Source organism: Variovorax sp. GrIS 2.14, from assembly GCF_046115955.1.
Taxonomy (GTDB): Bacteria; Pseudomonadota; Gammaproteobacteria; order Burkholderiales; family Burkholderiaceae_C; genus Variovorax.
The window spans coordinates 382,391-404,633 of record NZ_JBJXIA010000001.1; the positions used below are offsets into that span (position 1 = coordinate 382,391).

A 22,243-nucleotide genomic window follows, 5' to 3' on the forward strand; every position below is an offset into this window, starting at 1 on the left:
AACACGAGACAAGCTAATGAACACCCCCGCCCCCCGCGTTCCCCGCCACGCCACCAAGATCGTCGCCACCCTCGGCCCTGCGTCCAACACGCCCGAGATCCTCGAGCAGATGATCCTGAACAAGGTCAGCGTGGTGCGGCTGAACTTCAGCCATGGCACGGCGCAGGACCACATCAATCGCGCAGCGATGGTGCGCGAGGCGGCACGCAAGACCGGGCGCGAGGTGGCGATCATGGCCGACCTGCAGGGCCCGAAGATCCGCGTCGGCAAGTTCGCCGAAGGCAAGGTCTTTTTGGAGCCGGGCGCCAAGTTCATCCTCGATGCGGCGCGCACGGAGCCAGGCGACATCAACGGCGTCGGCCTCGACTACAAAGACCTGCCGCGCGACGTCAAGCCGGGCGACAGGCTGCTGCTGAACGATGGGCTGATCGTGCTCGTGGTCGATGCGGTCAAGGGCGAGCTGGTCATGACCACTGTCAAGCTGGGCGGTGAGCTGTCGAACAACAAGGGCATCAACAAACAGGGCGGTGGACTGACCGCACCCGCGTTGACGGCCAAGGACATGGAAGACATCAAGACCGCGATGAGCTTCCAGGCCGACTACGTGGCGGTGAGCTTTCCAAAGAACGCCACCGACATGGAAATGGCGCGCCAGTTGTGCAACGTGGCGGGTTCCGAGTACGGCCATCGCCCCGGCATGATCGCCAAGATCGAGCGCGCCGAGGCGATTCCCAAGCTGGAAGAAATCATCCGCGCCAGCGACGGCATCATGGTGGCGCGCGGCGACCTGGCGGTCGAGGTCGGCAATGCGGCCGTGCCGGCGCTGCAGAAAAAGATGATCCGCATGGCCCGCGAGCTGGACAAGGTCGTCATCACCGCCACGCAGATGATGGAGTCGATGATCACCAACCCCGTGCCGACGCGCGCCGAGGTGAGCGACGTGGCCAACGCGGTGCTCGACGGCACCGACGCGGTGATGCTGTCGGCCGAGACCGCATCGGGCCGCTACCCGCTGGAAACCGTGCAGGAGATGAGCCGCATCTGCGAGGCCGCCGAGGCCGCCGAAGACCTGCAGCTCGACGCCGACTTCAGCGGCAAGAACTACACGCGCATCGACCAGTCGATCGCGATGGGTGCGCTGTTCACCGCGCATCACCTGGGCGCCAAGGCGATCGTGGCGCTGACCGAGTCGGGCTCGACCTTGCTCTGGATGAGCCGCCACCGCGCGCACATCCCGATGTACGCGTTGACCTCGCGGCTGGCGACGCAGCGCAAGCTGGCGCTGTACCGCAACGTGCGGCCGCTTCTGATGGATTCGCAGACCGATCGCGACACCGCGCTGGAGCAGGCCGAAGCGCATCTGAAGCAGCGCGGCATAGTGCAGAGCGGCGACGTGTATGCGATCACCTGCGGCGAACCGATGGGTGCGCCCGGTGGTACCAACATGTTGAAAATCTGCATCGCTAGCTGAGGATTTAGCTCGCCCCCAGGTCGCTGCGCACTGCGTGTCGCGACTCCCACCCCCTGCCGGGGGCGACACCAGCGGCCTGGCGAAGCCAGTTCCGCGGTGTCTCTGGAAGGGCGCCGGCCTTCGGCCATTCGCTTAGATTCAGGTGCGGGGACTGCGGGCGGTTGAAGTGGCGTCCTACCGTTCTGGAGCGCAGAAATGTGCACGCTCACGCACCTTTCGAAACCAGTGCGCGTTGTTCTGCGTACATGCCCGATGAACTTCACTCTTTTGCCACTGCGTTCGCTGGCTTGCGTCGTGCTCGCAGCGTTGCTTACCGCCCTGCTGGCGGCTTGTTCCCCGGTCAAGATCGTCAACGGGTTGGTGCCTACGAGCACGTACCGGTTCGAAGGGGATGTGGCTTACGGTGGCGCGGCACGGCAGCGTCTTGATATCTACAAACCCCTGGCTTCAGCGATGGCAGCTAACGCAGCGCGGCCGCTGGTAATTTTCTTTTACGGTGGCACCTGGAGCAGCGGCGATCGCGCCATGTACAAGTTCGTCGGCGAGGCGCTCGCCGCGCGGGGCGTGACGGCGGTGATTCCGGACTACGGTCTGTCACCGGACTTTCGATACCCGGTGTTCGTGCAGGACAGTGCGCTGGCCACCAAATGGGCACTCGACAATGCGGCGCGGCTGGGCGCCGATCCAAAGCAGGTCTACGTGATGGGCCACAGTTCGGGCGGCTACAACGCGGCGATGGTCGCGCTCGATGACCGTTGGTTGGCCGATGTCGGCGCCAGCCCGAAGCAGTTGGCCGGATGGATCGCGCTGGCCGGGCCGTTCGACTTTCTCCCGCCCATCGACCCACAGGTGAAAGCCGCCTTCAACTGGCCGGGCACGCCGCCAGATTCGCAACCCATAGCGCACGTCTCGGCCGCCGCACCGCGCACGCTACTCATCGCCACGACCAAGGACAAGCTGGTCGACTATGTGCAGAACACAGAGCAAATGGCGAGCCGTCTGCGTGCCGCCGGCGTACCCGTGCAATTGCGGGAATTCAACGACCTGAGCCATATCACGCTGATCGGTGCGGTGGCCAAGCCGCTGCAATGGCTGGGCGGTCCGGTGTTGCCGCCGATCATGGAGTTCGTGGGGTTGTCTGCAGCGCCTGCGGTTTCTGCAGCCTCGGCAAAGGCCGGTGCGCGCCAGGCGAGCGGCAACTGAGTTTGTTCGCCGCACGCTGTTGCGGCTTCATCGCCGACAGGCGCGGAACGGGCCATCGATACAATCTTTCACCATCCAAATACCGCCGTGCCACGGCATGAACAAGAGAGTGACGCAGTGAATCAGGAACAACTCGACAAAGTCAGCCAAGGCAAGGGCTTCATCGCCGCACTCGATCAAAGCGGTGGCAGCACGCCAAAGGCGTTGAAGCTGTACGGCATCGAAGAGAGCGCCTACAAGGGCGACGCCGAGATGTACGACCTGGTGCATGCGATGCGCACCCGCATCGTCACCAGTCCGGCCTTCGATGGCCGCCGCGTGCTCGGCGCCATCCTGTTCGAAGCCACGATGGACCGTCAGTTCGACGGCGTCGACTCGGCCGAGTACCTCTGGAAGCACAAGCAGGTCGTGCCGTTTCTGAAGGTCGACAAGGGCCTGGCGAACGAAGCCGACGGCGTTCAGCTCATGAAGCCGATGCCTGAACTCGACGCGCTGCTTGCCCGCGCGGCCGGCAAAGGCGTCTTCGGTACCAAGATGCGCTCGGTGGTGAATGGTGCGAATGAGAAGGGCATCGCCGCCGTGCTCGACCAACAATTCGCCGTCGGCCAGCAGATCCTGAATGCCGGCCTGATGCCGATCCTGGAGCCCGAAGTTTCAATCGGCGCGGCCGACAAGGAACAGGCTGAAGTCATCTTGAAGAAGGGTTTCATCGAGCGCCTGAATGCATTGCCCTCGGCCACGAAGGTGATGCTCAAGTTGACGATCCCGACGGTCGACGGTTTCTACAGGGAACTCGTCGCGCACCCGCAGGTGGTCCGCGTGGTGGCGCTGTCGGGCGGTTACGAGCGTGACGAAGCCAATGCGCGCCTCATGCGCAACCCCGGCATCATCGCCAGCTTCAGCCGCGCGCTGACCGAAGGCCTGAGCGCGCAGCAGTCGGATGCTGATTTCAATGCTGCGCTGGACGTTGCCATCGAGTCGATCTACCGCGCCTCTATCAGCGAAGCGGTCAGCTGATTCAAGACCGACAGTGCTTCGGCGCTGCCGGCATGCAAGCCACCGTTCGCGGTGGCTTTTTTCTGCGCGCACAATTCAGTTCCCTTGAGATTTTTCGGCGCGTCGCCTGTCCCGTTTTTGCACCGCATTTGCCCATGACCACCGTCCACACTTCCTCCATCCAGAGCCTGCCTTTGCTCGCGCGCGGCAAGGTGCGCGACAACTATGCGGTGGGCAACGACCGCATCCTGATGGTGGCAAGCGACCGGCTTTCGGCCTTCGACGTGATCATGGGCGAGCCGATTCCGGGCAAGGGCGTGATCCTCACGCAGATGGCGCTGTGGTGGTTCGACCGGCTCGGCCATCTGTGCCCGAACCACCTGACCGGCGAGGCGCCCGAAAGCGTGGTCACCGCCGACGAGGTGGCACAGGTCAAAGACCGCTCGATGCTGGTCAAGCGGCTGAAGCCGATACCGGTGGAGGCGGTTGTTCGCGGCTATCTCGCCGGCAGCGGCTGGAAGGAATACCAGGAGAACCAGGCGGTGTGCGGCGTGCCCTTGCCATCGGGCTTGCGCAATGCGAGCAAGCTGCCGCGGCCGATCTTCACGCCGGCCGCCAAGGCTGCTGCCGGCGAGCATGACGAGAACATCAGCTACGACCGCGTGGTCGAGGTGGTCGGCCCGTTGATGGCGCAGCAGATTCGCGAAACCAGCATCGCCATCTACGAAGCGGCGGCTGCGATCGCACTCGGCAAGGGAATGATCATTGCAGACACCAAGTTCGAGTTCGGCCTGGACGAAGCCGGCACGTTGGTGTTGATGGACGAAGTGCTGACGCCCGACAGCTCGCGCTACTGGCCCATCGAAGGCTACGAGGCCGCGTTCGCTGCTGGCACCAATCCGCCAAGCTACGACAAGCAATTCGTCCGTGACTGGCTCGAAGCCACGCGCATCAACGGCAAGCCCTGGGACAAGACGCCGCCGGCACCGCGCCTGCCGGCCGAAGTGATCGAAAAGACGGCGGCGAAATATCGCGAAGCGTTGCAGCGGCTGACGGGCTGACCCGTCGGCGCCGAGCGCGCTGCGTGTGGGTTCTCTAGCGGCTTAGCGCGCCGTGGCGCCGGCCAATGTCGCGAGCGTCTGCCCGCTCGCGTCGATCAGCAACATCCGCCCCGGGCCCACCAGCCGATAGCTCGCTGTTGTCTGCAGCACCTGCAAAAACTGCAGCTCGTTGGCAGTGCGGGCACCGTCCAGACATGCCATCTTGGTCGCGACCAACTGCGAAATCTGCAGATGGCTGCCGGTCCGTGTGAAGCCGCCCGAAAAGCGGTTGCAACCGCCCGAACCGCTCACCCGGCCGCTGCTTCGGTCGAACTCGATTTGTGCATCGCGTCGCGGATCGCCGCCGGCCCCGACGGGTTGATCGCCGAGTTGCACCAGCAGCCACGACGGCCCCTCGATCGGCTCGTCGAGACTGATGCCGCTGCCGCAAGCGCTGACGGCTGCGAGCACCAGCGTGCCGATGGGAAGGCGTGCGAGACGAATCATCGATAGGTGCATGGCAATGGTTCCGCGCTCAGGGTGTCAGGCAGTCAGCTCAGGATGACGCTGCTCAGGCGGCGCCGATAGGTCGCCACCGTCGGATCGACGGGTGGAATCTGTCCGTCGGCAACCTTCACCTTCGGCGGCTCGATCAGTTCGAGGATGGCGATGTAGGTCTTGCGGGCGAGTTCTTCGCTCCAGGTCTTGTCGCGCATCAGGATGTCGAGCAGCTCGTCCATCGCTTCGGTCCAGCGCTGCTCGGCCATGAGCACCTGGGCGCGGCCGAAGCGGGCTTCGAAGTCGCGCTTGTTGGCGGCGATCTTCGAATCGAACTCGGCGGCCTGGCGCAACTCGCCGACCGGTGGCGCTGCGAAATCGATGGCCGACATCCAGCGCTGCAGCGCGTCGAAGCGGCGCACCGCCGCGGTTTTGGCGATGACGGGTGCGAAGGCGACCTTGGCCTCATCGGTGCGGCCCTCCTGCAGCAAAAGCTTGACGAAGTCGAAGCGGGCATCGTCGTTGGCCGGATCGGTCGCGACCGCGTGTTCCAGCTTTTCGAGCGCGCCTTCGATATCGCCCTCGGCCATCGCTTGCAAGGCTGCGTCTTCTTCTTCGGCGGCTTCGAGCTCGGCCGCGGCTGGCACATGCTTGTCGAGAAACTCGCGGATTTTTTCGGCTGGCAGGGCGCCGACGAAGCCGTCGACCGGCTGGCCGTCCTTGAACATCACGCAGAACGGAATGCTGCGCACGCCGAACATCTGGCTCAGCTGCGCCGAAATCTGCGGCACCGCGTCGGCATCGAGCTTGGCCAGCCTGAAGCGGCCGGCGTATTCGACTTCGAGCTTTTCGAGCACCGGGCCGAGCTGCTTGCACGGGCCGCACCATTCGGCCCAGATGTCGAGCAGCACCGGGATCGGCGTCGAGCCTTCGACGAGTTCGGACTGAAAGTTTTCGAGGGTGATGTCGATCATCGGGAATACGTAAGGGTGAAACGTAAAATTGAAACCATGAACGAATCCATTCAGGTCGGTGTGGTGATGGGCTCGAGCTCCGATTGGGAGACGATGCACAACGCGGTCGAGATTCTCGTGCAATTCGGCATCCGTTACGAAGCGCGCGTGGTGTCGGCCCACCGGATGCCGGACGAACTGTTCGCGTATGCCGAATCCGCTGCCGGCCGGGGGCTTGGTGCGATCATCGCCGGCGCAGGCGGCGCGGCCCATTTGCCCGGCATGCTGGCAGCCAAGACCACCGTGCCTGTCCTCGGTGTGCCGGTCGCCAGCCGCCATCTGCAAGGTGTGGATTCGCTCTACAGCATCGTGCAGATGCCCAGGGGTGTGCCGGTCGCGACCTTCGCCATTGGTAACGCGGGCGCGGCCAACGCGGCGCTCTTCGCGGTGGCGATGCTGGCGGTCAACGATGCGCCGATGCGCGCGAAGCTCGACGCCTTCCGTGCCCGGCAGACCGAAGCGGCCACGGCGATGACGTTGCCACCGGCCGGCTACGAAAGCGCTGGCGTGACCGCGCTGGCGACGCAAGGCCCGCAGGGCGGGAGCGCGCTGTGATTCGCGGTCTGCCGCTGATGCCCGGCACCACGCTGGGTGTGCTGGGCGGTGGCCAGCTGGCCCGGATGTTCGTGCACGCGGCGCAGCGCATGGGCTACTTCACCGCAGTGCTCGACCCCGACACCGCCAGCCCGGCCGGCCGCGTCAGCCACCACTTCATCCAGACCGACTACATCGATGTCGATGGACTTGCGCGGCTCGCCGGTCTTGCCGACGCCATCACGACCGAGTTCGAGAACGTGCCCGCACCGTCGCTCGACCACCTGGCAGCCGCCAGGCCCGTCGCACCCGCTGCGGCATCCGTCGCCATCGCGCAAGACCGTATCGCCGAGAAGGCGCACTTCGCCCGCTGCGGCGTGCCGTGCGCACCGTATGCGGTGATCGAGTCGGTAGCCCAGCTCGACGCCGTGGCCGACGATCTGCTGCCCGGCATCCTGAAAACAGCGCGCCTCGGCTACGACGGCAAGGGCCAGCGCCACGTGACGACTCGCGCCGAGCTCGCCGATGCCTGGGCCGACACCGGCAGCGTCGCCTGCGTTCTCGAAAAACGATTGCCGCTCGAATTCGAATGCTCGGTCCTCGTGGCACGCGGGCACGATGGCCAGGTCGTCAACTTTCCGGCGCAGCGCAACCTGCATCGTGACGGCATCCTTGCCGTCACCGAGGTGCATGAAGGCAACATGCCGGCCGATCTGGCGGCGCGTGCCATCGCGGCGACCAAGTCGATCGCCACCGGGCTCGACTACGTCGGCGTGCTGTGCGTCGAATTTTTTGTGCTGGCCGACGGCGCGCTGGTCGTCAATGAGATGGCACCGCGCCCGCACAACAGCGGTCACTACACGATGGACGCGTGCGACCTGTCGCAGTTCGAGTTGCAGGTGCGCACCCTCGCCGGTCTGCCGTTGACGCAGCCGCGCCAGCACAGCCCGACGGTCATGCTCAATCTGCTTGGCGATCTGTGGTTCAGGAACGAGAGCAGCGGCCCATCGGCCGACGAGCCGATGGAGCCTGAATGGGCGGACGTGCTGGCGCTGTCAGGGGTGCACTTGCATCTTTACGGCAAGACGGAGGCGCGGCGCGGTCGCAAGATGGGGCACCTGAACATCACTGGCGCGGACATCGACGAAGTGCGCGGCACGGCGGATTTCGCAGCCGCATTGCTGGGCCTTCCGATTCCGTTGTCCGAGTGATCGTGCACACCTCGCTTCGCCGAAGAGGCTGCCAATGATCAGGGATGGGACAACGCCCGACGCCCTGCACGACGCAGCGCTCGTGTTGCGAGCCGGCGGGCTGGTCGGCTTTCCGACCGAGACGGTGTACGGGCTGGGCGCCGACGCGAGCAGCGATGCGGCGGTGGCCGGTATCTTCAAGGCCAAGGGCCGGCCGAGCGACCATCCGCTGATCGTCCACATCGCGGCCGGTATCAAGGGCGAAGAATCGCTGTCGCGCTTTGCGCAGCCGCTACCGCCGTTCGCCAAAGCGCTCGCCGATGCTTTCTGGCCCGGCCCGCTGACGCTGGTCGTCACGCGGCAGCCCGGCGTTGGCGCCGCCGCCGCCGGCGGACAAGACACCATCGGTCTGCGCTGTCCGGCGCACCCGGTCGCGCAGGCCCTGCTGGTCGCCTGCGCCGAGTTGGGCGTTCCCGGCCTGGCCGGCCCGAGCGCCAATCGGTTCGGCCGGGTCAGCCCCACCACCGCGCAGCACGTGCACGAGGAGTTCGGCGACGCGTTGCTGGTGCTCGACGGCGGCGCGTGCGAGGTCGGTATCGAATCGACCATCGTCGATTGCAGCCGCGGCGCGCCGGTGCTGCTGCGGCCCGGCGTCATCACGCGTGCGCAAATCGAAGCGGCCTGCGGCCAGCCGCTCCGCAGCAAGCAAGAGCTGGCGTCGCCCGACCCGCGCGCATCGGGCACGCTCGAATCGCACTACGCCCCGGCCGCCAAGCTGCGCTTGATGGACGCACGCGCCATGCAGACCGCGCTCGACGTGCTCGGCGCCAATGCGCGCCACATCGCGGTGTGGTCGCGCAGCGTGCTCAGGAGCCCGTCGCCGCACATCGTGCAACGGCGCATGCCCGACGACGCGGTCGCCAGCGCGCACCAGTTGTTCGCCGTGCTGCGGGCCTTCGATGCACAGGGCGTGAGGCTGATATGGGTCGAAACGCCATCGGCCGACGCCGAGTGGGAAGGCGTGCGCGACAGGCTGCAGCGCGCCGCAGCCTGAATCAGCCAGTCAGTTTCAGTCCTGGGTCGCCCAGTCGACCAGTGCATCGAACGCCGGCCGTGCCGCACTCGCATTGGCGTGGTTGGCGATGGCGATCACGATGTAGCGCCGGCCGCTGGCGCCATCGACAAAGCCCGCTACGCCCGCCGCGTCACGCAGCGTGCCGGTCTTCAGGTGCGCCGCGCCGCCCGAGCGCAGTGCGCGCCTGCGCAGCGTGCCGTCGACGCCGGAGGCCGGCAGCGAAGACATCAGCTCCGACATGGCCGGCGAGCGCCAGGCCACCTGCAGCATCTTGGCCAGCGCGGCGGCGGTGATGCGCTCGTTGCGCGACAGGCCCGAGCCGTTGTCGAACACCGGCTGACCTTCGCCGGTGCCGATGCGGTCGTTCCACCATTGCTTGACCGTGTCGCGCGCGCCGTCGAGCGTGCCGCGGTTTTTTTGCTGCAGTCCGAGCGTCAGGAAGAGCTGCTGCGCCATCACGTTGTTGCTGTACTTGTTGATGTCGCGAATCACCTCCGCGAGCGGCGGCGAGGCGACTTCGAATACTGGTTTGAGCCCGGCCGGCACCCGACCTTCGCGCACCTGGCCCTTGAGCTGGCTGCCCATTTCGCTCCACAGCCCGCCGATGGCCCGCACCGCGTAGCTGCGCGGGTCGGCGTACGCAACGGCCCAGACCTTTTCACCGCAACTTGCGGGGTAGCTGCCGGCAAAGCCGATGCGTGCGCCATCGGCGTAGTCGGCGGCGAGCGTGGCGCGGTAATCGCCGCAGTCGCCGGCCGACAGCGGCACCGTGCGCTGCATCGTCACGCCAGTCAGTGACGGCTCGAAGTTGACCTGGGCCGTTTGCGCGGCGCGGTTCGGCACGAAGGTCATCACGACCGACTTGTAATTGAGCAGCAGCGCGTCGGGCGCCACGTTGTAGGGGCGCAAGCCTTCGCCGTCGAAGGCGGCCGGATCGGCCTCCACGGTTTCGAATGCGCTGCGGTCGAGCACGATGTCGCCCGCGATGCTGTTGATGCCCAGCCCCTGAATGCGCCGCAGCAACAGCCACATGCGCTCGATCACCAGCTTGGGGTCGCCCTGGCCCTTGATGTACAGGTTGCCGTCGAGCACGCCGTTGACGATGGGCCCATCGACGTAGACGGGCGTGGTCCAGGTGAAGGCCGGGCCGAGCAGGTCGAGCGCGGCATAGGTCGTGACCAGCTTCATGATCGATGCCGGATTGACTTGCACTTGGGTGCGCCAGGCGAGCCGCGGCGGGCGCACGCCATCGGCATCGGCGACCAACATGACGACCGCATCGCGCGGCACTTTGGCGCGCGTCAGGGCGGCATCGACTTCAGACGGGAGCGCTTGCGCAGTGGCGTGCGCGATAGCGGCCAGGGCACATGCGAAAACGACGGCTTGGCGCCAGGGCTTGGGAAGGGCGAAAGGCATCGCCGGATTATCCCGGCCGGCCCGCGCCTCGATAATCGCCGCATGCCCAAATTGCTTGCCTTCGACACCAGCACCGACCAGTTGTCGGTCGCGGTGCAGAACGGCGACTTGCTCTTCGAGCACAGCGGTGCCGGCGGGGCGCAGTCGTCGACCACGCTGCTGCCGCTGGTCCTGCAACTGCTTGCCCAGGCCGGGCTCACGCTGCGCGAGCTCGATGCGATCGCCTTCGGTCGCGGGCCCGGATCGTTCACCGGGTTGCGCACCGCGTGTGCGGTGGCGCAGGGGCTGGGTTTCGGCGCCGATGTGCCGCTGCTGCCGGTCGACACCCTGCATGCGGTGGCCGAAGAAGCGCGCCATCGTTTCGGCGCGACGCGGGTGGTGTCGGTGCTCGATGCGCGGATGGACCAGGTTTATGCGGCGCGTTACGTGTTCGATGGCCAAAACGAACTGGGCGATGGCAGCCGAGCCGAGGCCTGTCGCACCGAGATCAGCGATCTCGCCGACTTAGGCGAAGCACAGCTGCTGGCGCCCGAAGCGCTGGTCGTCCCGCCCGGTTTCGCGCTCGCCGGCAACGCCTTCCTCGCCTACGGCGAGCGTCTGGCAGCCGGCACCGCGCGCCATCCGGTACTGCCGACTGCCGTCGCCATGCTGCGGCTGGCACCTGCACTGCTCGTGGCCGGCCGCGCCGTCGCCCCGGCCGACGCTGCACCGCTGTACGTCCGCGATAAAGTCGCCCAGACCACCGAAGAACGGGCCGCCCTTAAAGCTGGCGCCGTTGTTGCTACTGCATTGAAATGAGCGCCGTCCTCCAGCCCCTCGAAGCCCGGCTTGAACCACTGACCGCCGATTGGATCGACACGGTCTGCGCGGTCGAGCGCACTGCGTACAGCCACCCCTGGACACCGACCAACTTTTCCGACTCGATGACGGCCGGCTATCACTGCCAGTTACTGAGGGGCGGCGACACGCTCATCGGCTACTTCGTTGCCATGAAGGGCGTCGATGAGGTCCATCTGCTCAATTTCACCGTCGCGCCGGCGTTTCAGCGCCAAGGCTGGGCGCCGTTGATGCTCGAGGCGCTCGGCGGTTGGGCGCGTGCCCAGTCGGCGCAATGGCTCTGGCTGGAAGTACGCCAGAGCAACCAGCGGGCCCTGGACATCTACGCTCGCAAGGGCTTCCGCCGCGTCGGCATTCGCAAGGCCTACTACCCCGACCTCGGCAATCGTCGCGAAGACGCGGTGGTGATGAGCCTCAGGCTCGACGAGACCGGCAGCGCCTGGGGCGCGTTGCAATGACCGAAGCGACGATGCAGCTCGATGCACGCCAGCGCGCCATGCTCGAAGAAATGGGCGTCAAGGTCTGGTGGCCGACGGCGGAGCGGATGGCGGCAACTGCGGCGCCTGAGGTGGTAGAGCCCGTGGCGAGCCGCTCGCGCGCAGCGGCTCCGGCAGAGTCTTTGCCTCCCGCCACTGCTACCGCGGCAACGCCTGCGGCCCGGCGCGCGCCCGGTGCGGCGCAGGCTGCTGCAGTCCTGATCGAACCCGCGATCCGCCTCTACGACGGTAGCGGCCCCCCTGAAAACGGCTGGCTGCTGGTGGTCGACACGCCCCCCTCGGCCGACGGCCGCCACGACGACGAGCCCTTTGCCGGCGAGGCTGGGCGTCTGCTGCAGAACATGCTGCGCGCACTGCAACTCGATCGCGGGACGGCGCCGGTGCATCTGGCGCGCGTTCACCGCAGCGCCACCGGTGCGCCGCCAGGCGACGTAGCGCCGCTGAGCACCGGCTTCACCGCGCAGGCTGCCTCGCTGGCACCCCGGCTCGTGCTGGCGCTGGGGCCGCTCTCGACCCAGGGTCTGATGCAAAGCGACGAGCCGCTCGGAAAGTTGCGCGGCCGCGTTGCACAAGTACAAGTCGATCAAGGCGTGGCGGAAACCCCGCTGGTCGCCAGCTATCACCCGATCTATCTCTTGCGCAATCCGGCCGACAAGGCCAAGGCTTGGGCCGACCTCTGTCTGGCCGCCGCCGAGTTCGAGCGCGTCGCTTCCTAGAATCGGCCCATGACATTTCTCGACAAGTTGCGCGCCGCCGAGCGCCAGAACGGCTCGCTCCTGTGCGTCGGCCTCGATCCGGAGCCGGCCCGCTTTCCGGCAGGCCTCAAAGGCGACGCCAGCAAGATCTACGACTTTTGCGCCCGCATCGTCGACGCCACTGCCGACTTGGCGATCGCTTTCAAGCCGCAGATCGCTTACTTCGCCTCGCACCGCGCAGAAGGCCAACTCGAGCAGTTGATGGAGCACTTGCGCCGCAACGTGCCGCATGTCCCGGTCATCCTCGACGCCAAGCGTGGCGACATCGGCTCGACCGCTGAGCAATATGCGCGTGAGGCTTTCGAGCGTTACGGCGCCGATGCGGTCACGTTGTCGCCTTTTATGGGGTTCGATTCGGTCGAGCCGTATCTCCGGCACGACGGCAAAGGCGCCTTTTTGCTGTGCCGAACCAGCAACCCGGGCGGTGCCGATCTGCAGGGCCAGCGACTCGCCGGCATAAAAGGAGAACCTTTTTTGTATGAACACGTTGCACGGCTCGCGCAAGGTCCATGGAATTTGAACGGGCAACTCGGCCTTGTCGTCGGCGCGACGTACCCGGCAGAAATAGAACGGGTGCGTGCTTTAGCGCCGACGGTTCCGTTGCTAATCCCGGGCGTCGGAGCCCAAGGTGGTGACGCCGTTGCAACTGTCCGCGCAGGTTGGCGAAGCGATGCGCCGATCGTCGTCAATTCATCCCGCGCAATCTGTTACGCCTCTGACAAAGACGACTTTGCGGCGGCCGCAAGGGCTGTCGCCCTGCAGACCAGAGACGCGCTCGAAGCAGCCAAAAACTGACCGACATTTTTCGGCACGCGCAATGCCGAGTTGTATCGATGTGACGAAAAAAGTCACATTTTCTTACAGTCCTTGTCCTACAGACGTCCTTTAGAGTTCCGGTGGCCCACCCATGGTCGGGCACGGCATTTGCCTTGAGCGGAGTGACGCAACAGCGTCGAGGACGAGGAAACCCATGGTCGAAGACTTGCAGACCGGTCGCGAAATCGCGACCGAAGAGACAACGCGCGCCCTTTCGTCAAACGAAAGTTCTGGCAGCACACCCAGCGAAGCCGGACACGGCAGCCGGCTCTCGCTGACGGCGGCACTGGCGGCCGCGGCGGCTCTCGCCGCATGCGGCGGTGGCGGCGGTGGAGGCAGCAGTGGCGCTGCCTTTCTGGCCGCCGGTGGCACCAACGGAGCCACCTCGACCGGAAGCACCCAGGTCGCGGCCGGGTCTCTCACCGCATTGCAAAACACGCCGACCGCCGGCACCTACATCTACACCACCGCCAAGACCGACGACGAGGCCGCGCGCTTCTTGTTGCAGGCGCAGTTCTCGGCGACGGAAACCGACATCGCGGCGGTCCGCGCGAAGGGCTACCTGACCTGGATCGGCGAGCAGGCCGACCTGGCGCCTTCGCAAACCGGCTGGCAATGGCTCGCCAGCAAGCCTTACAACACGGCCTACACCGACAACATGATCTGGAACCAGCTCATGTCGTCACCGGACGGGTTCCGCAAGCGCATGGCGATGGTCTTCTCCGAGATCTTCGTGGTGTCGGCCAATGACATCGGATCGAACTGGCCCGACATGATGATGGCGCAGTACTGGGACACGATGGTCGCAAGCGTGACCACCAATTTCCGCAAGCTGCTCGAAGACATCACGCTGAATCCGGCGATGGGCTTCTACCTGAACACGCGCGGCAACATGAAAGAAAATTCGTCCGGCCGCCAGCCCGATGAAAACTTTGGCCGCGAAGTCATGCAGTTGATGACGCTGGGGCTGTATCAGCTCAATGCCGACGGCAGCATCAAGCGCGCGGCCGACGGCACGCCGCTCGACACCTACACGCAAGACGACGTGACCAACATCGCGCGGGTCTTCACCGGCTACGACCTCGACATCAAGACGGCCGAAAAAGGCGTCTTCACGCCACCGGGCCAGACCTACACGATCGAAAGCAACCAGTGGACCCAACGGCCCATGGTGCTGACCGAAAACAACCATTCGACGATGGCGTCGAACTTTCTCGGCACCACGATCGCGGCCGGTACCAAGGGTGCCGCTTCACTGAAGACGGCGCTCGACACGCTGACCAATCATCCGAACACCGCGCCCTTCATCTGCAAGCAGCTGATCGAGCGGCTCATTACCAGCAACCCGAGCGCAGCCTACATTGCACGCGTCGCGGCCGTGTTCGCCGACAACGGGGCCGGTGTACGTGGCGACATGAAGAGCGTCTTCGCTGCCGTGTTGCTCGACAACGAAGCACGCAGCCCGGCCGGTCTGACCGACCCCAACTTCGGCCGCCTGCGCGAACCGATGCTGCGCCTCGTGCAATGGGCACGCAGCTTCGGCGTGACCTCGGTCAAGGACACCTGGAAGGTCGACAACACCTCGGATGCGGCCAATCGGCTCGGCCAGAGCCCGCTGCGCTCGCCTTCGGTGTTCAATTTTTTCAGGCCCGGTTATGTGCCTCCGTCGACGGTGCTGGCCAGTGAAGGCAAGGTCGCGCCGGAGTTCCAGTTGGTAAACGAGACCAGCGTCGGCGGGTACCTCAACTACATGCAGAACATCCTTCAGAACGGTTACGACACCAAGGATGTGAGCGCGAGCTACACGGTCGAAAAATCGCTGGTGTTCGATGCAGCCGCACTCGTGCGCCGGCTCAACCTCGTGATGTGCGCCAACCAGCTTTCGGCTGCCACGGTGACGCTGATCACCAATGCGCTCGCAACGCCGCCCATCCCGGCCGGCAGCACCAACGACACCCTGAAGAACAACCGCATCTACGCGGCGATTTTGATGGTGCTGGCCTCCCCCGAATACCTGATCCAGAAATAGGCGCCCCCATGCATTACATCGACCCGAAGGGCCATTCGCGCCGAGCGTTTCTGAAGCGTTCCAGTTCCCTGGCATTGGCTGGCACTGCCATGCCGTTCGCGCTCAACCTGGCCACCATGGGTGAGGCCGCTGCGCAGACCGCCACCGACTACAAGGCGCTTGTCTGCGTGTTTTTGTACGGCGGCTGCGACTACGCCAACACCGTCGTCACCTACGACGACGACAGCTACGGCAAGTACAGCACCATCCGCGGCGGCGTTCAGTCGGCCGGTGGCATCGCGATCGCCAAGGCCGACCTGGCCGCCACCGCGCTCAGCCCCACCACGCCGCTGTCGGGCAATCGCCAGTACGCATTGCACCCGTCGATGACGGCGATGAAGAGCCTCTTCGATGCCGGCAATGCGGCGGTGCAGCTCAACGTCGGACCGCTGGTCGTGCCGCTCAGCCGCGCCGGTTTCAACAACAGCAACAAGAAGCTGTTTCCGCAACCGCCCAAGCTCTTCTCGCACAATGACCAACAGTCGACATGGCAATCGTCGTCGCCCGAAGGCTCGACCGTGGGCTGGGGCGGCAACATCGGCGACCTGGTGCTCGGGCAGAACAGCAACTCGCTTTTCACCTGCATTTCGGTCTCAGGCAATGCGGTGTTTTTGTCGGGCGACAGTGCGCTGCAATACCAGGTGAGCAGCGGCGGTGCCGTGCGCATCAACAGTGTGAGCCCTGCGAGTGGTACCACCTTGTATGGCTCTGCCACCGTCAAGTCTGCGATGCAGGCGCTGACCCAACAAACCCGCACGCACAAGCTCGAGAACGAATACAACAAAGTCACCGAGCGCGCGGTGGAGGCTGAAGGCACGGTGACGACCGCCATCGCGCAGCCCTATGCCGCCGGGACGTTTCCGGTGCCGCCCACCAACCTCGGCAACCAACTCGCCATGGTGGCGCGCCTGATTCGCGGACGCGCTACGACGGGTGCCAAGCGCCAGGTGTTCATGGTGTCGACGGGCGGCTTCGACCTGCACGACAACCTGATCAACAACCAGGCGCCGTTGTTGAAGCAAGTGAGCGACGCCATGGCCAGCTTTCATGCGGCGATGGTTGCCGAAGGCCTCGGCGACAAGGTGACCGCCTTCACAGCATCCGATTTCGGCCGCACGCTGGCATCGAACGGCGACGGCGCCGACCATGGTTGGGGCAACCATCACTTTGTGGTCGGCGGCGCCGTCAAAGGCAACATGATCTACGGCGCGCCGCCACCAGTGAGCATCAACAACACCTCCACGCTCGACGGCTACGAAGGCCACGTCGGCCAGGGCCGGTTGATCCCGACCACCTCGGTCGATCAGTACGGCGCGACCATGGGCAAGTGGTTCGGCCTGAACGATGCGCAACTGCTCGACATCCTCCCCAACTTGAAGAACTTCAACGGCAACACGCTGGTGGTGAACGGCACGACCTACACCTACCCGCGCGATGTCGGATTCATGAAGCCGGCTTGACGTTCACCGGCGACACCGGCGCAGCGACGGCACCGATGCCGCCGATGAAGAGATCCGCCACGATCGGTCCCATCGCCGCATGGTCGAGGTTGCCGCCGGGCTTCATCCAGGTGAACATCCAGTTGATCATGCCGAAGAGCAGCATGGTCAGCGGCTTTGACAGCGCCTTGCCCGGCTTGTCTCCGCGCATTTCGGCCACCGCTTTAGCGAAACCGGCGACCACCTTGCGCTCCTTGCCGAGCACGCGCTCGCGGTCGGTCGGCTCCAGGAACTTGACGTCTTCGGTCAGCACGCGGTGCGCGTCCTGCGCATCGGCATATTCCGCGACGATGCGCTGGATGAAGTGCCGCAGGCGCGCTTCGCCCTGCAGCGCTTGCGCCTCGTCTTCTTCCACAAGTGCCGCCAGCCGCGAGACGTGTTCGTCCGCGATGCTGACGAGCAAGGTGTACTTGTCGCGGTAGTAGTGATACAGCGTCGCCTTCGACAGCCCGCACGCCTCCGCCACCTGGTTCATCGACGTCGACGGATAGCCGCGCTGCGCGAACAACCCGGCCGCGCGCGCCAGGATCATGTCGCGTTGGTCGTCGTAGTTGGCGGCTCTTCCGCGTGCCATCGGGTCAGTCCGCCGAAGCGTTGCGCTTGGTGTCGACCAGCGAGCGCACCGACGAACGCTGCACGGTCGGCCGATCGGCCTCGACGACGGTGAGCGGCTGCACTTCGACCAGGCTGGCGAGGCAGCGGCGCGCGAGCGCGTGATAGGTCAGGGTGCCTTCGAGTTTCCAGGCGATCTCGGCGTCGCCCAGTTCGCGCTTGACCTTGGCCGGCATCCCGGCAACCAGGCTGCGCGGCGGAATCTTCATGCCGGCAGGCACGAAAGCGCAGGCCGCGACGAAGGATGCTTCACCGACTTCGGCCTCGTCCATCACCACCGCGTTCATGCCGACCAGCGCATCGCGCCGCACGATGCAGCTGTGCAACACCGCGCCGTGGCCGATGTGGCCGTTCTCCTCGATGACCGTGTCCTGCAGCGGAAAGCCGTGCACCACGCAGGTGTCCTGCACGTTCGAGCCGGTCTTCATCACGATGCGGCCGAAGTCGCCGCGCAGGCTGGCCAGCGGTCCGACGTAGCAGCCCGGGCCCACGATCACGTCGCCGATGAGCACGGCGGTCGGGTGCACGTAGGCGGTCGGGTCGACCACGGGCACGACGCCTTCGATGGAATAGCAGGGCATGTTTTTGTCTCCTCAGGGTTTGCACCGACGTCAATGCGACGGCGGGGGCTTGCGCCACCCGATCGACGAATCTTAAAATCTACCGAACGGTCGGTCAATAGTGTTTTTGCCGAGCGATGGAGACACACCACGATGACGGAGCCTTCGATACTTGCAGCCCGAAGCGGCGCGATCGCCACGCTGACGCTCAGCCGTCCGGCCGCGATGAACAGCTTCACCACCGCCATGCACGCCGAGCTGATTGCTGCGCTGAACGATGCGGCCGACGATGCCGATGTGCGTTGCGTCGTCATCACCGGCGCCGGACGCGGTTTCTGCGCCGGGCAGGATCTGAGCGATCCGATGGCTGCGCCCGGCAAAGACCTCGGCCAGCTGATCACCGGCACTTACGCGCCACTGGTCCAACGTATCCGGTCGATGCCAGTACCGGTGATCGCAGCTGTCAACGGCGTCGCGGCGGGTGCCGGCGCCAATCTCGCGCTCTGCTGCGACTTCGTGATCGCGGCGCGCTCGGCCAGCTTCATTCAGGCGTTCTCCAAGCTCGGCCTGGTGCCCGACACCGGCGGCACGTGGCTGCTGCCACGGTTGGTAGGCAATGCGCGTGCGCTCGGGCTTGCGATGCTCGGCGACAAGGTGCCGGCCGCCGACGCCGCGACGATGGGAATGATCTGGCAGTGCGTCGACGACGACGCGCTGATCGACACAGTCACCGCGTTGGCGACGCGCCTCGCCGGTATGCCGACGCAGGCGTTGGTCGCGACGCGACAAGCGCTGTCGGCAGCGCAAGACATGAACCTGGCCGGTGCGCTCGCCAACGAAGCGCAGCTGCAAAGCCGCTTCGGCGCCGCGCACGATTACCTCGAAGGCGTCGACGCTTTCCGCAACAAGCGCGCGCCGCGCTTCACCGATCGCTGAGCATGTCGGGCACCCCATCGACACCGCAGCAAACCGCCGACCGCGTGGGCGCGGGCATGCTGCGCAACGACCGCGCCACGCGGACGCTCGGCATGGCCGTGCTCGCGATGGCACCCGGTGCCGCCACGTTGTCGATGCGCGTGCGAGAAGACATGCTCAACGGCCACGACACCTGCCACGGCGGCTTCATCGCGACGCTCGCCGATTCTGCTTTCGCCTTCGCTTGCAACTCGTACGACGAGCTCACGGTGGCCTCGTCGTTCGGCATCGACTTCATCGCGCCGGCGCGGCAAAACGACCAGCTCATCGCTTCCTGCATCGAGGTTTCGAAGCGCGGCCGCACCGGCGTGTACGACACCGAAGTGACCAACCAGCGCGGTGAGCGCATCGCGGTGTTCCGCGGCCGTTCGCACACCATGAAGGGCCAGCCAGCTGTCAGCGCACATGACGCCGCGTCTGCTGGAGGAGCCATCCCATGACCGCCAAGCGCCCCGAGCCCGGCGACCTGTCGCCGATCGAAATCGCCAGCCGCGACGAGATCGTCGCGCTGCAGTTGCAGCGCATGCAGGCGACGCTGCAACGCGCCTACGACCACGTGCCGCACTACCGCAAAGCCTTCGACGCGAAGGGAGTGAAGCCCGGCGACCTGAAGCAACTGGGCGACTTTGCGAAGTTCCCGTTCACGGTGAAGGGCGACCTGCGCGACAACTACCCCTTCGGCATGTTCGCGGTGCCGCGCACGCAGGTGGCACGCATCCATGCGTCCTCGGGCACGACAGGCAAACCGACCGTGGTCGGCTATACGAAGAACGACATCGATATCTGGGCCGACCTGGTCGCACGCTCGATTCGCGCCGCCGGCGGCCGGGCCGGCGACATGATCCATGTCGCCTATGGATACGGCCTTTTCACCGGCGGCCTGGGTGCGCACTACGGGGCCGAGCGGGCCGGCTGCACCGTCATCCCGATGTCGGGCGGCCAGACCGAAAAGCAGGTGCAACTCATCCGCGACTTCAAGCCCGACATCATCATGGTCACGCCCAGCTACATGCAGGTGATCATGGAAGAGTTCGTGCGGCAGGGCGTCGACCCGCATGACAGCGGCATCAAGATCGGCATCTTCGGGGCTGAGCCGTGGACCGAAGCGATGCGCCACGACATCGAGAACAAGGCCGGCATCGACGCGGTAGACATCTACGGCTTGTCCGAAGTGATGGGCCCCGGCGTTGCGAGCGAGTGCATCGAAAGCAAGGACGGCCCGGTGGTGTGGGAAGACCACTTCTACCCGGAAATCATCGACCCCGACACCGGCGAGTTGCTGCCGGATGGCGCAGAGGGCGAGCTGGTCTTCACCTCGCTCACCAAGGAGGCGATGCCCGTCATCCGCTACCGCACGCGCGACCTCACCCGGCTCTTGCCGCCGACCTCGCGATCGTTTCGCCGCATGGGCAAGATCGTCGGTCGCAGCGACGACATGATGATCATCCGCGGCGTCAACGTCTTCCCGACGCAGGTCGAGGAGATCGTGCTCGCACACGAACGGTTGTCGGGTCTCTATCAAGTGCACGTGAGCCGCGACGGCTTGCTCGACCAGGTCGAAGTGCACTGCGAATTACAACCGACCGGCAGCGCCATCACGGAAGGCGACCGCAGCGCGATCGCGCAGTGGGTGCAGCACCGCGTGAAGACGCTGATCGGCATTTCGACGCAGGTGCGCGTGTTCGACCCGAACAGCATCGAGCGCACTCAAACCGGCAAGGCGCGACGCGTGGTCGACACGCGCCCACGTTGAACACAGGAGACACCATGTACACGCAAGCGATGGACACGATGGGCAAGGACGGCAGTGATGCGGAGGGCAAGAAAAAAGTCATTCGCTCCGCGGAAGAGATGCAGCTCGAAGAGCGCTTCGATGCCCACATCGACGCCGGTGACTTCATCGAAGCCAAGGACTGGATGCCCGACCACTATCGCAAAACGCTGGTGCGGCAGATCAGCCAGCACGCGCATTCGGAGATCGTCGGCATGCTGCCCGAAGGCAACTGGATCAGTCGCGCGCCGACCTTGAAGCGCAAGGCGATCTTGCTGGCCAAGGTGCAGGACGAGGGCGGCCACGGCCTTTACTTGTATGCCGCGGCCGAGACGCTGGGCACCTCGCGCGACCAGATGTTCGACGCGCTGCACAGCGGCAAAGCCAAGTACAGCTCGATCTTCAATTACCCGACGTTGACGTGGGCCGACATGGGCACCATCGGCTGGTTGGTCGATGGCGCCGCGATCATGAACCAGGTGCCGATCTGCCGCTGTTCGTACGCCCCGTATGCCCGCGCCATGATCCGCATCTGCCGCGAAGAAAGCTTCCATCAGCGCCAGGGCTATGAAGCGCTGCTGACCATGATGACGCAAGGCACAGACGCGCAAAAGGCGATGGTGCAAGACGCGGTCGACCGCTGGTGGTGGCCGTCGATCATGATGTTCGGCCCGCCAGACGACCAGTCGCCCAACAGCGCGCAATCGATGCGCTGGGGCATCAAGCGGTTCTCCAACGACGACCTGCGGCAGAAGTTCATCGACGCCGCCGTCGAGCAGGCGCGCATCCTCGGCGTGACCTTGCCCGACCCGGACCTCAAGTGGAACGAAGAGCGCCAGGCGCACGACCACGGCACCATCGACTGGAGCGAGTTCTGGCGTGTCGTTGGTGGCGATGGGCCGTGCAATCGCGAACGTCTGGCAACGCGTGTCAAAGCGTGGGACGACGGTGCATGGGTGCGCGAAGCAGCGATGGCGCACGCGCAGAAGCAGCCGATGAAGGAGACCGCATGACGAACGAAGTTGCGACTGCCAACGTGGCTGCTCAAGCGGAGTGGCCGCTGTGGGAAGTCTTCGTACGCAGCAAGGCGGGCCTCGATCACAAGCACTGCGGCAGCCTGCACGCGGCCGACCCGAAGATGGCGATCCAGATGGCGCGCGACGTGTACACGCGGCGGCAAGAGGGCAGCAGCATCTGGGTGGTGCGCTCCGACCAGATCGTCGCCAACGACCCGGGGGACAAGGCCGCGTATTTCGATCCGGCGGAAGACAAGGTGTACCGCCATCCGACGTTCTATGCGTTGCCCAAAGCTGTCGATCACATGTGAGCGACGGGCGTTGTTCCAACTCCAATGCGGTGCCCTCGGGGGTGGGCTCACGCCGCACCCCGAACGACAGCGCCCGGAAGCAAGCGCAAT

23 protein-coding genes are annotated in these 22,243 nt (G+C 65.4%); 18 read left to right on the forward strand and 5 right to left on the reverse strand.

Annotated elements, in window-relative coordinates:
- Nucleotides 1–16: 16 nt before the first annotated feature.
- The 4 genes from pyk to RCH10_RS01805 all read left to right on the forward strand — a co-directional run bounded on the left by pyk (nt 17) and on the right by RCH10_RS01805 (nt 4,731).
- A complete protein-coding gene (gene pyk / locus RCH10_RS01790; RefSeq protein WP_409051017.1) occupies nt 17–1,471 on the forward strand; it encodes a pyruvate kinase in 1,455 nt (484 codons plus the stop codon).
- Between the two features lie 252 nt (nt 1,472–1,723).
- Nucleotides 1,724–2,674, forward strand: a complete 951-nt coding sequence (locus tag RCH10_RS01795; RefSeq protein ID WP_409051018.1) for an alpha/beta hydrolase — start codon at nt 1,724–1,726, stop codon at nt 2,672–2,674.
- Nucleotides 2,675–2,791: 117 nt separating this feature from the next.
- Entirely contained in the window at nt 2,792–3,691 is a 900-nt protein-coding gene (locus tag RCH10_RS01800; protein ID WP_409051019.1) for a fructose bisphosphate aldolase, read from the forward strand.
- A gap of 134 nt (nt 3,692–3,825) precedes the next feature.
- Complete coding sequence (locus tag RCH10_RS01805) at nt 3,826–4,731, forward strand: phosphoribosylaminoimidazolesuccinocarboxamide synthase (protein ID WP_323501319.1); 906 nt, start codon at nt 3,826–3,828, stop codon at nt 4,729–4,731.
- Between the two features lie 42 nt (nt 4,732–4,773).
- Here RCH10_RS01805 and RCH10_RS01810 read toward each other — a convergent pair whose 3' ends face one another.
- Nucleotides 4,774–5,217: an META domain-containing protein gene (locus RCH10_RS01810; protein ID WP_409051020.1), complete on the reverse strand. Its 444-nt coding sequence runs from the start codon at nt 5,215–5,217 to the stop codon at nt 4,774–4,776.
- A gap of 44 nt (nt 5,218–5,261) precedes the next feature.
- A complete protein-coding gene (locus tag RCH10_RS01815) occupies nt 5,262–6,182 on the reverse strand; it encodes a tetratricopeptide repeat protein (protein WP_323499038.1) in 921 nt (306 codons plus the stop codon).
- 36 nt (nt 6,183–6,218) lie between these two features.
- Between RCH10_RS01815 and purE the strand changes: the two genes are divergently transcribed.
- Genes purE through RCH10_RS01830 form a run of 3 tightly spaced genes read left to right on the forward strand, consistent with a single transcriptional unit; the run spans nt 6,219 to nt 8,999 of the window.
- Nucleotides 6,219–6,776 carry a 5-(carboxyamino)imidazole ribonucleotide mutase gene (gene purE, locus RCH10_RS01820; protein ID WP_409051021.1) on the forward strand — a complete coding sequence of 186 codons (558 nt, stop codon included), beginning with the start codon at nt 6,219–6,221 and terminating at the stop codon, nt 6,774–6,776.
- A gap of 17 nt (nt 6,777–6,793) precedes the next feature.
- Nucleotides 6,794–7,966 (forward strand): 5-(carboxyamino)imidazole ribonucleotide synthase, encoded by a 1,173-nt coding sequence (locus RCH10_RS01825; protein ID WP_409051319.1) that lies wholly within the window; start codon nt 6,794–6,796, stop codon nt 7,964–7,966.
- 34 nt (nt 7,967–8,000) lie between these two features.
- Nucleotides 8,001–8,999, forward strand: coding sequence for an L-threonylcarbamoyladenylate synthase (locus RCH10_RS01830; RefSeq protein ID WP_409051022.1), 999 nt, complete (start codon nt 8,001–8,003; stop codon nt 8,997–8,999).
- 15 nt (nt 9,000–9,014) lie between these two features.
- Here RCH10_RS01830 and dacB read toward each other — a convergent pair whose 3' ends face one another.
- Complete coding sequence (gene dacB / locus RCH10_RS01835; RefSeq protein ID WP_409051023.1) at nt 9,015–10,436, reverse strand: D-alanyl-D-alanine carboxypeptidase/D-alanyl-D-alanine-endopeptidase; 1,422 nt, start codon at nt 10,434–10,436, stop codon at nt 9,015–9,017.
- Nucleotides 10,437–10,478: 42 nt separating this feature from the next.
- Here dacB and tsaB point away from each other — a divergent pair, with 42 nt between their 5' ends.
- The 6 genes from tsaB (at nt 10,479) to RCH10_RS01865 (ending at nt 16,869) form a co-directional block, all read left to right on the forward strand.
- On the forward strand, nt 10,479–11,234 hold the full coding sequence (tsaB, locus tag RCH10_RS01840) for a tRNA (adenosine(37)-N6)-threonylcarbamoyltransferase complex dimerization subunit type 1 TsaB (protein ID WP_409051024.1): 756 nt from the start codon (nt 10,479–10,481) through the stop codon (nt 11,232–11,234).
- Nucleotides 11,231–11,731, forward strand: a complete 501-nt coding sequence (rimI, locus tag RCH10_RS01845; protein ID WP_409051025.1) for a ribosomal protein S18-alanine N-acetyltransferase — start codon at nt 11,231–11,233, stop codon at nt 11,729–11,731. Before tsaB ends, rimI begins: the two co-directional genes overlap by 4 nt.
- Nucleotides 11,728–12,486, forward strand: a complete 759-nt coding sequence (locus RCH10_RS01850; RefSeq protein WP_409051026.1) for a uracil-DNA glycosylase — start codon at nt 11,728–11,730, stop codon at nt 12,484–12,486. The genes rimI and RCH10_RS01850 overlap by 4 nt, the downstream gene beginning before the upstream one ends.
- 9 nt (nt 12,487–12,495) lie before the next feature.
- Nucleotides 12,496–13,320 (forward strand): orotidine-5'-phosphate decarboxylase, encoded by an 825-nt coding sequence (gene pyrF / locus RCH10_RS01855; protein ID WP_409051027.1) that lies wholly within the window; start codon nt 12,496–12,498, stop codon nt 13,318–13,320.
- A gap of 175 nt (nt 13,321–13,495) precedes the next feature.
- Nucleotides 13,496–15,370 carry a DUF1800 family protein gene (locus RCH10_RS01860; protein ID WP_409051028.1) on the forward strand — a complete coding sequence of 625 codons (1,875 nt, stop codon included), beginning with the start codon at nt 13,496–13,498 and terminating at the stop codon, nt 15,368–15,370.
- An 8-nt stretch (nt 15,371–15,378) separates the two neighbouring features.
- Nucleotides 15,379–16,869 carry a DUF1501 domain-containing protein gene (locus RCH10_RS01865; protein ID WP_409051029.1) on the forward strand — a complete coding sequence of 497 codons (1,491 nt, stop codon included), beginning with the start codon at nt 15,379–15,381 and terminating at the stop codon, nt 16,867–16,869.
- Here RCH10_RS01865 and RCH10_RS01870 read toward each other — a convergent pair.
- Together RCH10_RS01870 and RCH10_RS01875 are read right to left on the reverse strand one after the other, a co-directional pair.
- Nucleotides 16,853–17,482, reverse strand: a complete 630-nt coding sequence (locus RCH10_RS01870; protein WP_409051030.1) for a TetR/AcrR family transcriptional regulator — start codon at nt 17,480–17,482, stop codon at nt 16,853–16,855. The genes RCH10_RS01865 and RCH10_RS01870 overlap by 17 nt on opposite strands.
- Nucleotides 17,483–17,486: 4 nt before the next feature.
- Complete coding sequence (locus RCH10_RS01875) at nt 17,487–18,101, reverse strand: phenylacetic acid degradation protein PaaY (protein WP_409051031.1); 615 nt, start codon at nt 18,099–18,101, stop codon at nt 17,487–17,489.
- 132 nt (nt 18,102–18,233) lie between these two features.
- Here RCH10_RS01875 and RCH10_RS01880 point away from each other — a divergent pair, with 132 nt between their 5' ends.
- Genes RCH10_RS01880 through paaB form a run of 5 tightly spaced genes read left to right on the forward strand, consistent with a single transcriptional unit; the run spans nt 18,234 to nt 22,153 of the window.
- The gene (locus RCH10_RS01880) at nt 18,234–19,016 is read left to right on the forward strand and encodes an enoyl-CoA hydratase-related protein (RefSeq protein WP_409051032.1); all 783 of its coding nucleotides are present in this window, start codon (nt 18,234–18,236) and stop codon (nt 19,014–19,016) included.
- A 2-nt stretch (nt 19,017–19,018) separates the two neighbouring features.
- Complete coding sequence (gene paaI / locus RCH10_RS01885) at nt 19,019–19,495, forward strand: hydroxyphenylacetyl-CoA thioesterase PaaI (RefSeq protein ID WP_409051033.1); 477 nt, start codon at nt 19,019–19,021, stop codon at nt 19,493–19,495.
- Nucleotides 19,492–20,808 carry a phenylacetate--CoA ligase PaaK gene (paaK, locus tag RCH10_RS01890; RefSeq protein WP_409051034.1) on the forward strand — a complete coding sequence of 439 codons (1,317 nt, stop codon included), beginning with the start codon at nt 19,492–19,494 and terminating at the stop codon, nt 20,806–20,808. Before paaI ends, paaK begins: the two co-directional genes overlap by 4 nt.
- 14 nt (nt 20,809–20,822) lie before the next feature.
- Complete coding sequence (paaA, locus tag RCH10_RS01895) at nt 20,823–21,839, forward strand: 1,2-phenylacetyl-CoA epoxidase subunit PaaA (protein ID WP_409051035.1); 1,017 nt, start codon at nt 20,823–20,825, stop codon at nt 21,837–21,839.
- A complete protein-coding gene (gene paaB / locus RCH10_RS01900; RefSeq protein WP_409051036.1) occupies nt 21,836–22,153 on the forward strand; it encodes a 1,2-phenylacetyl-CoA epoxidase subunit PaaB in 318 nt (105 codons plus the stop codon). Before paaA ends, paaB begins: the two co-directional genes overlap by 4 nt.
- Nucleotides 22,154–22,243: the final 90 nt, after the last annotated feature.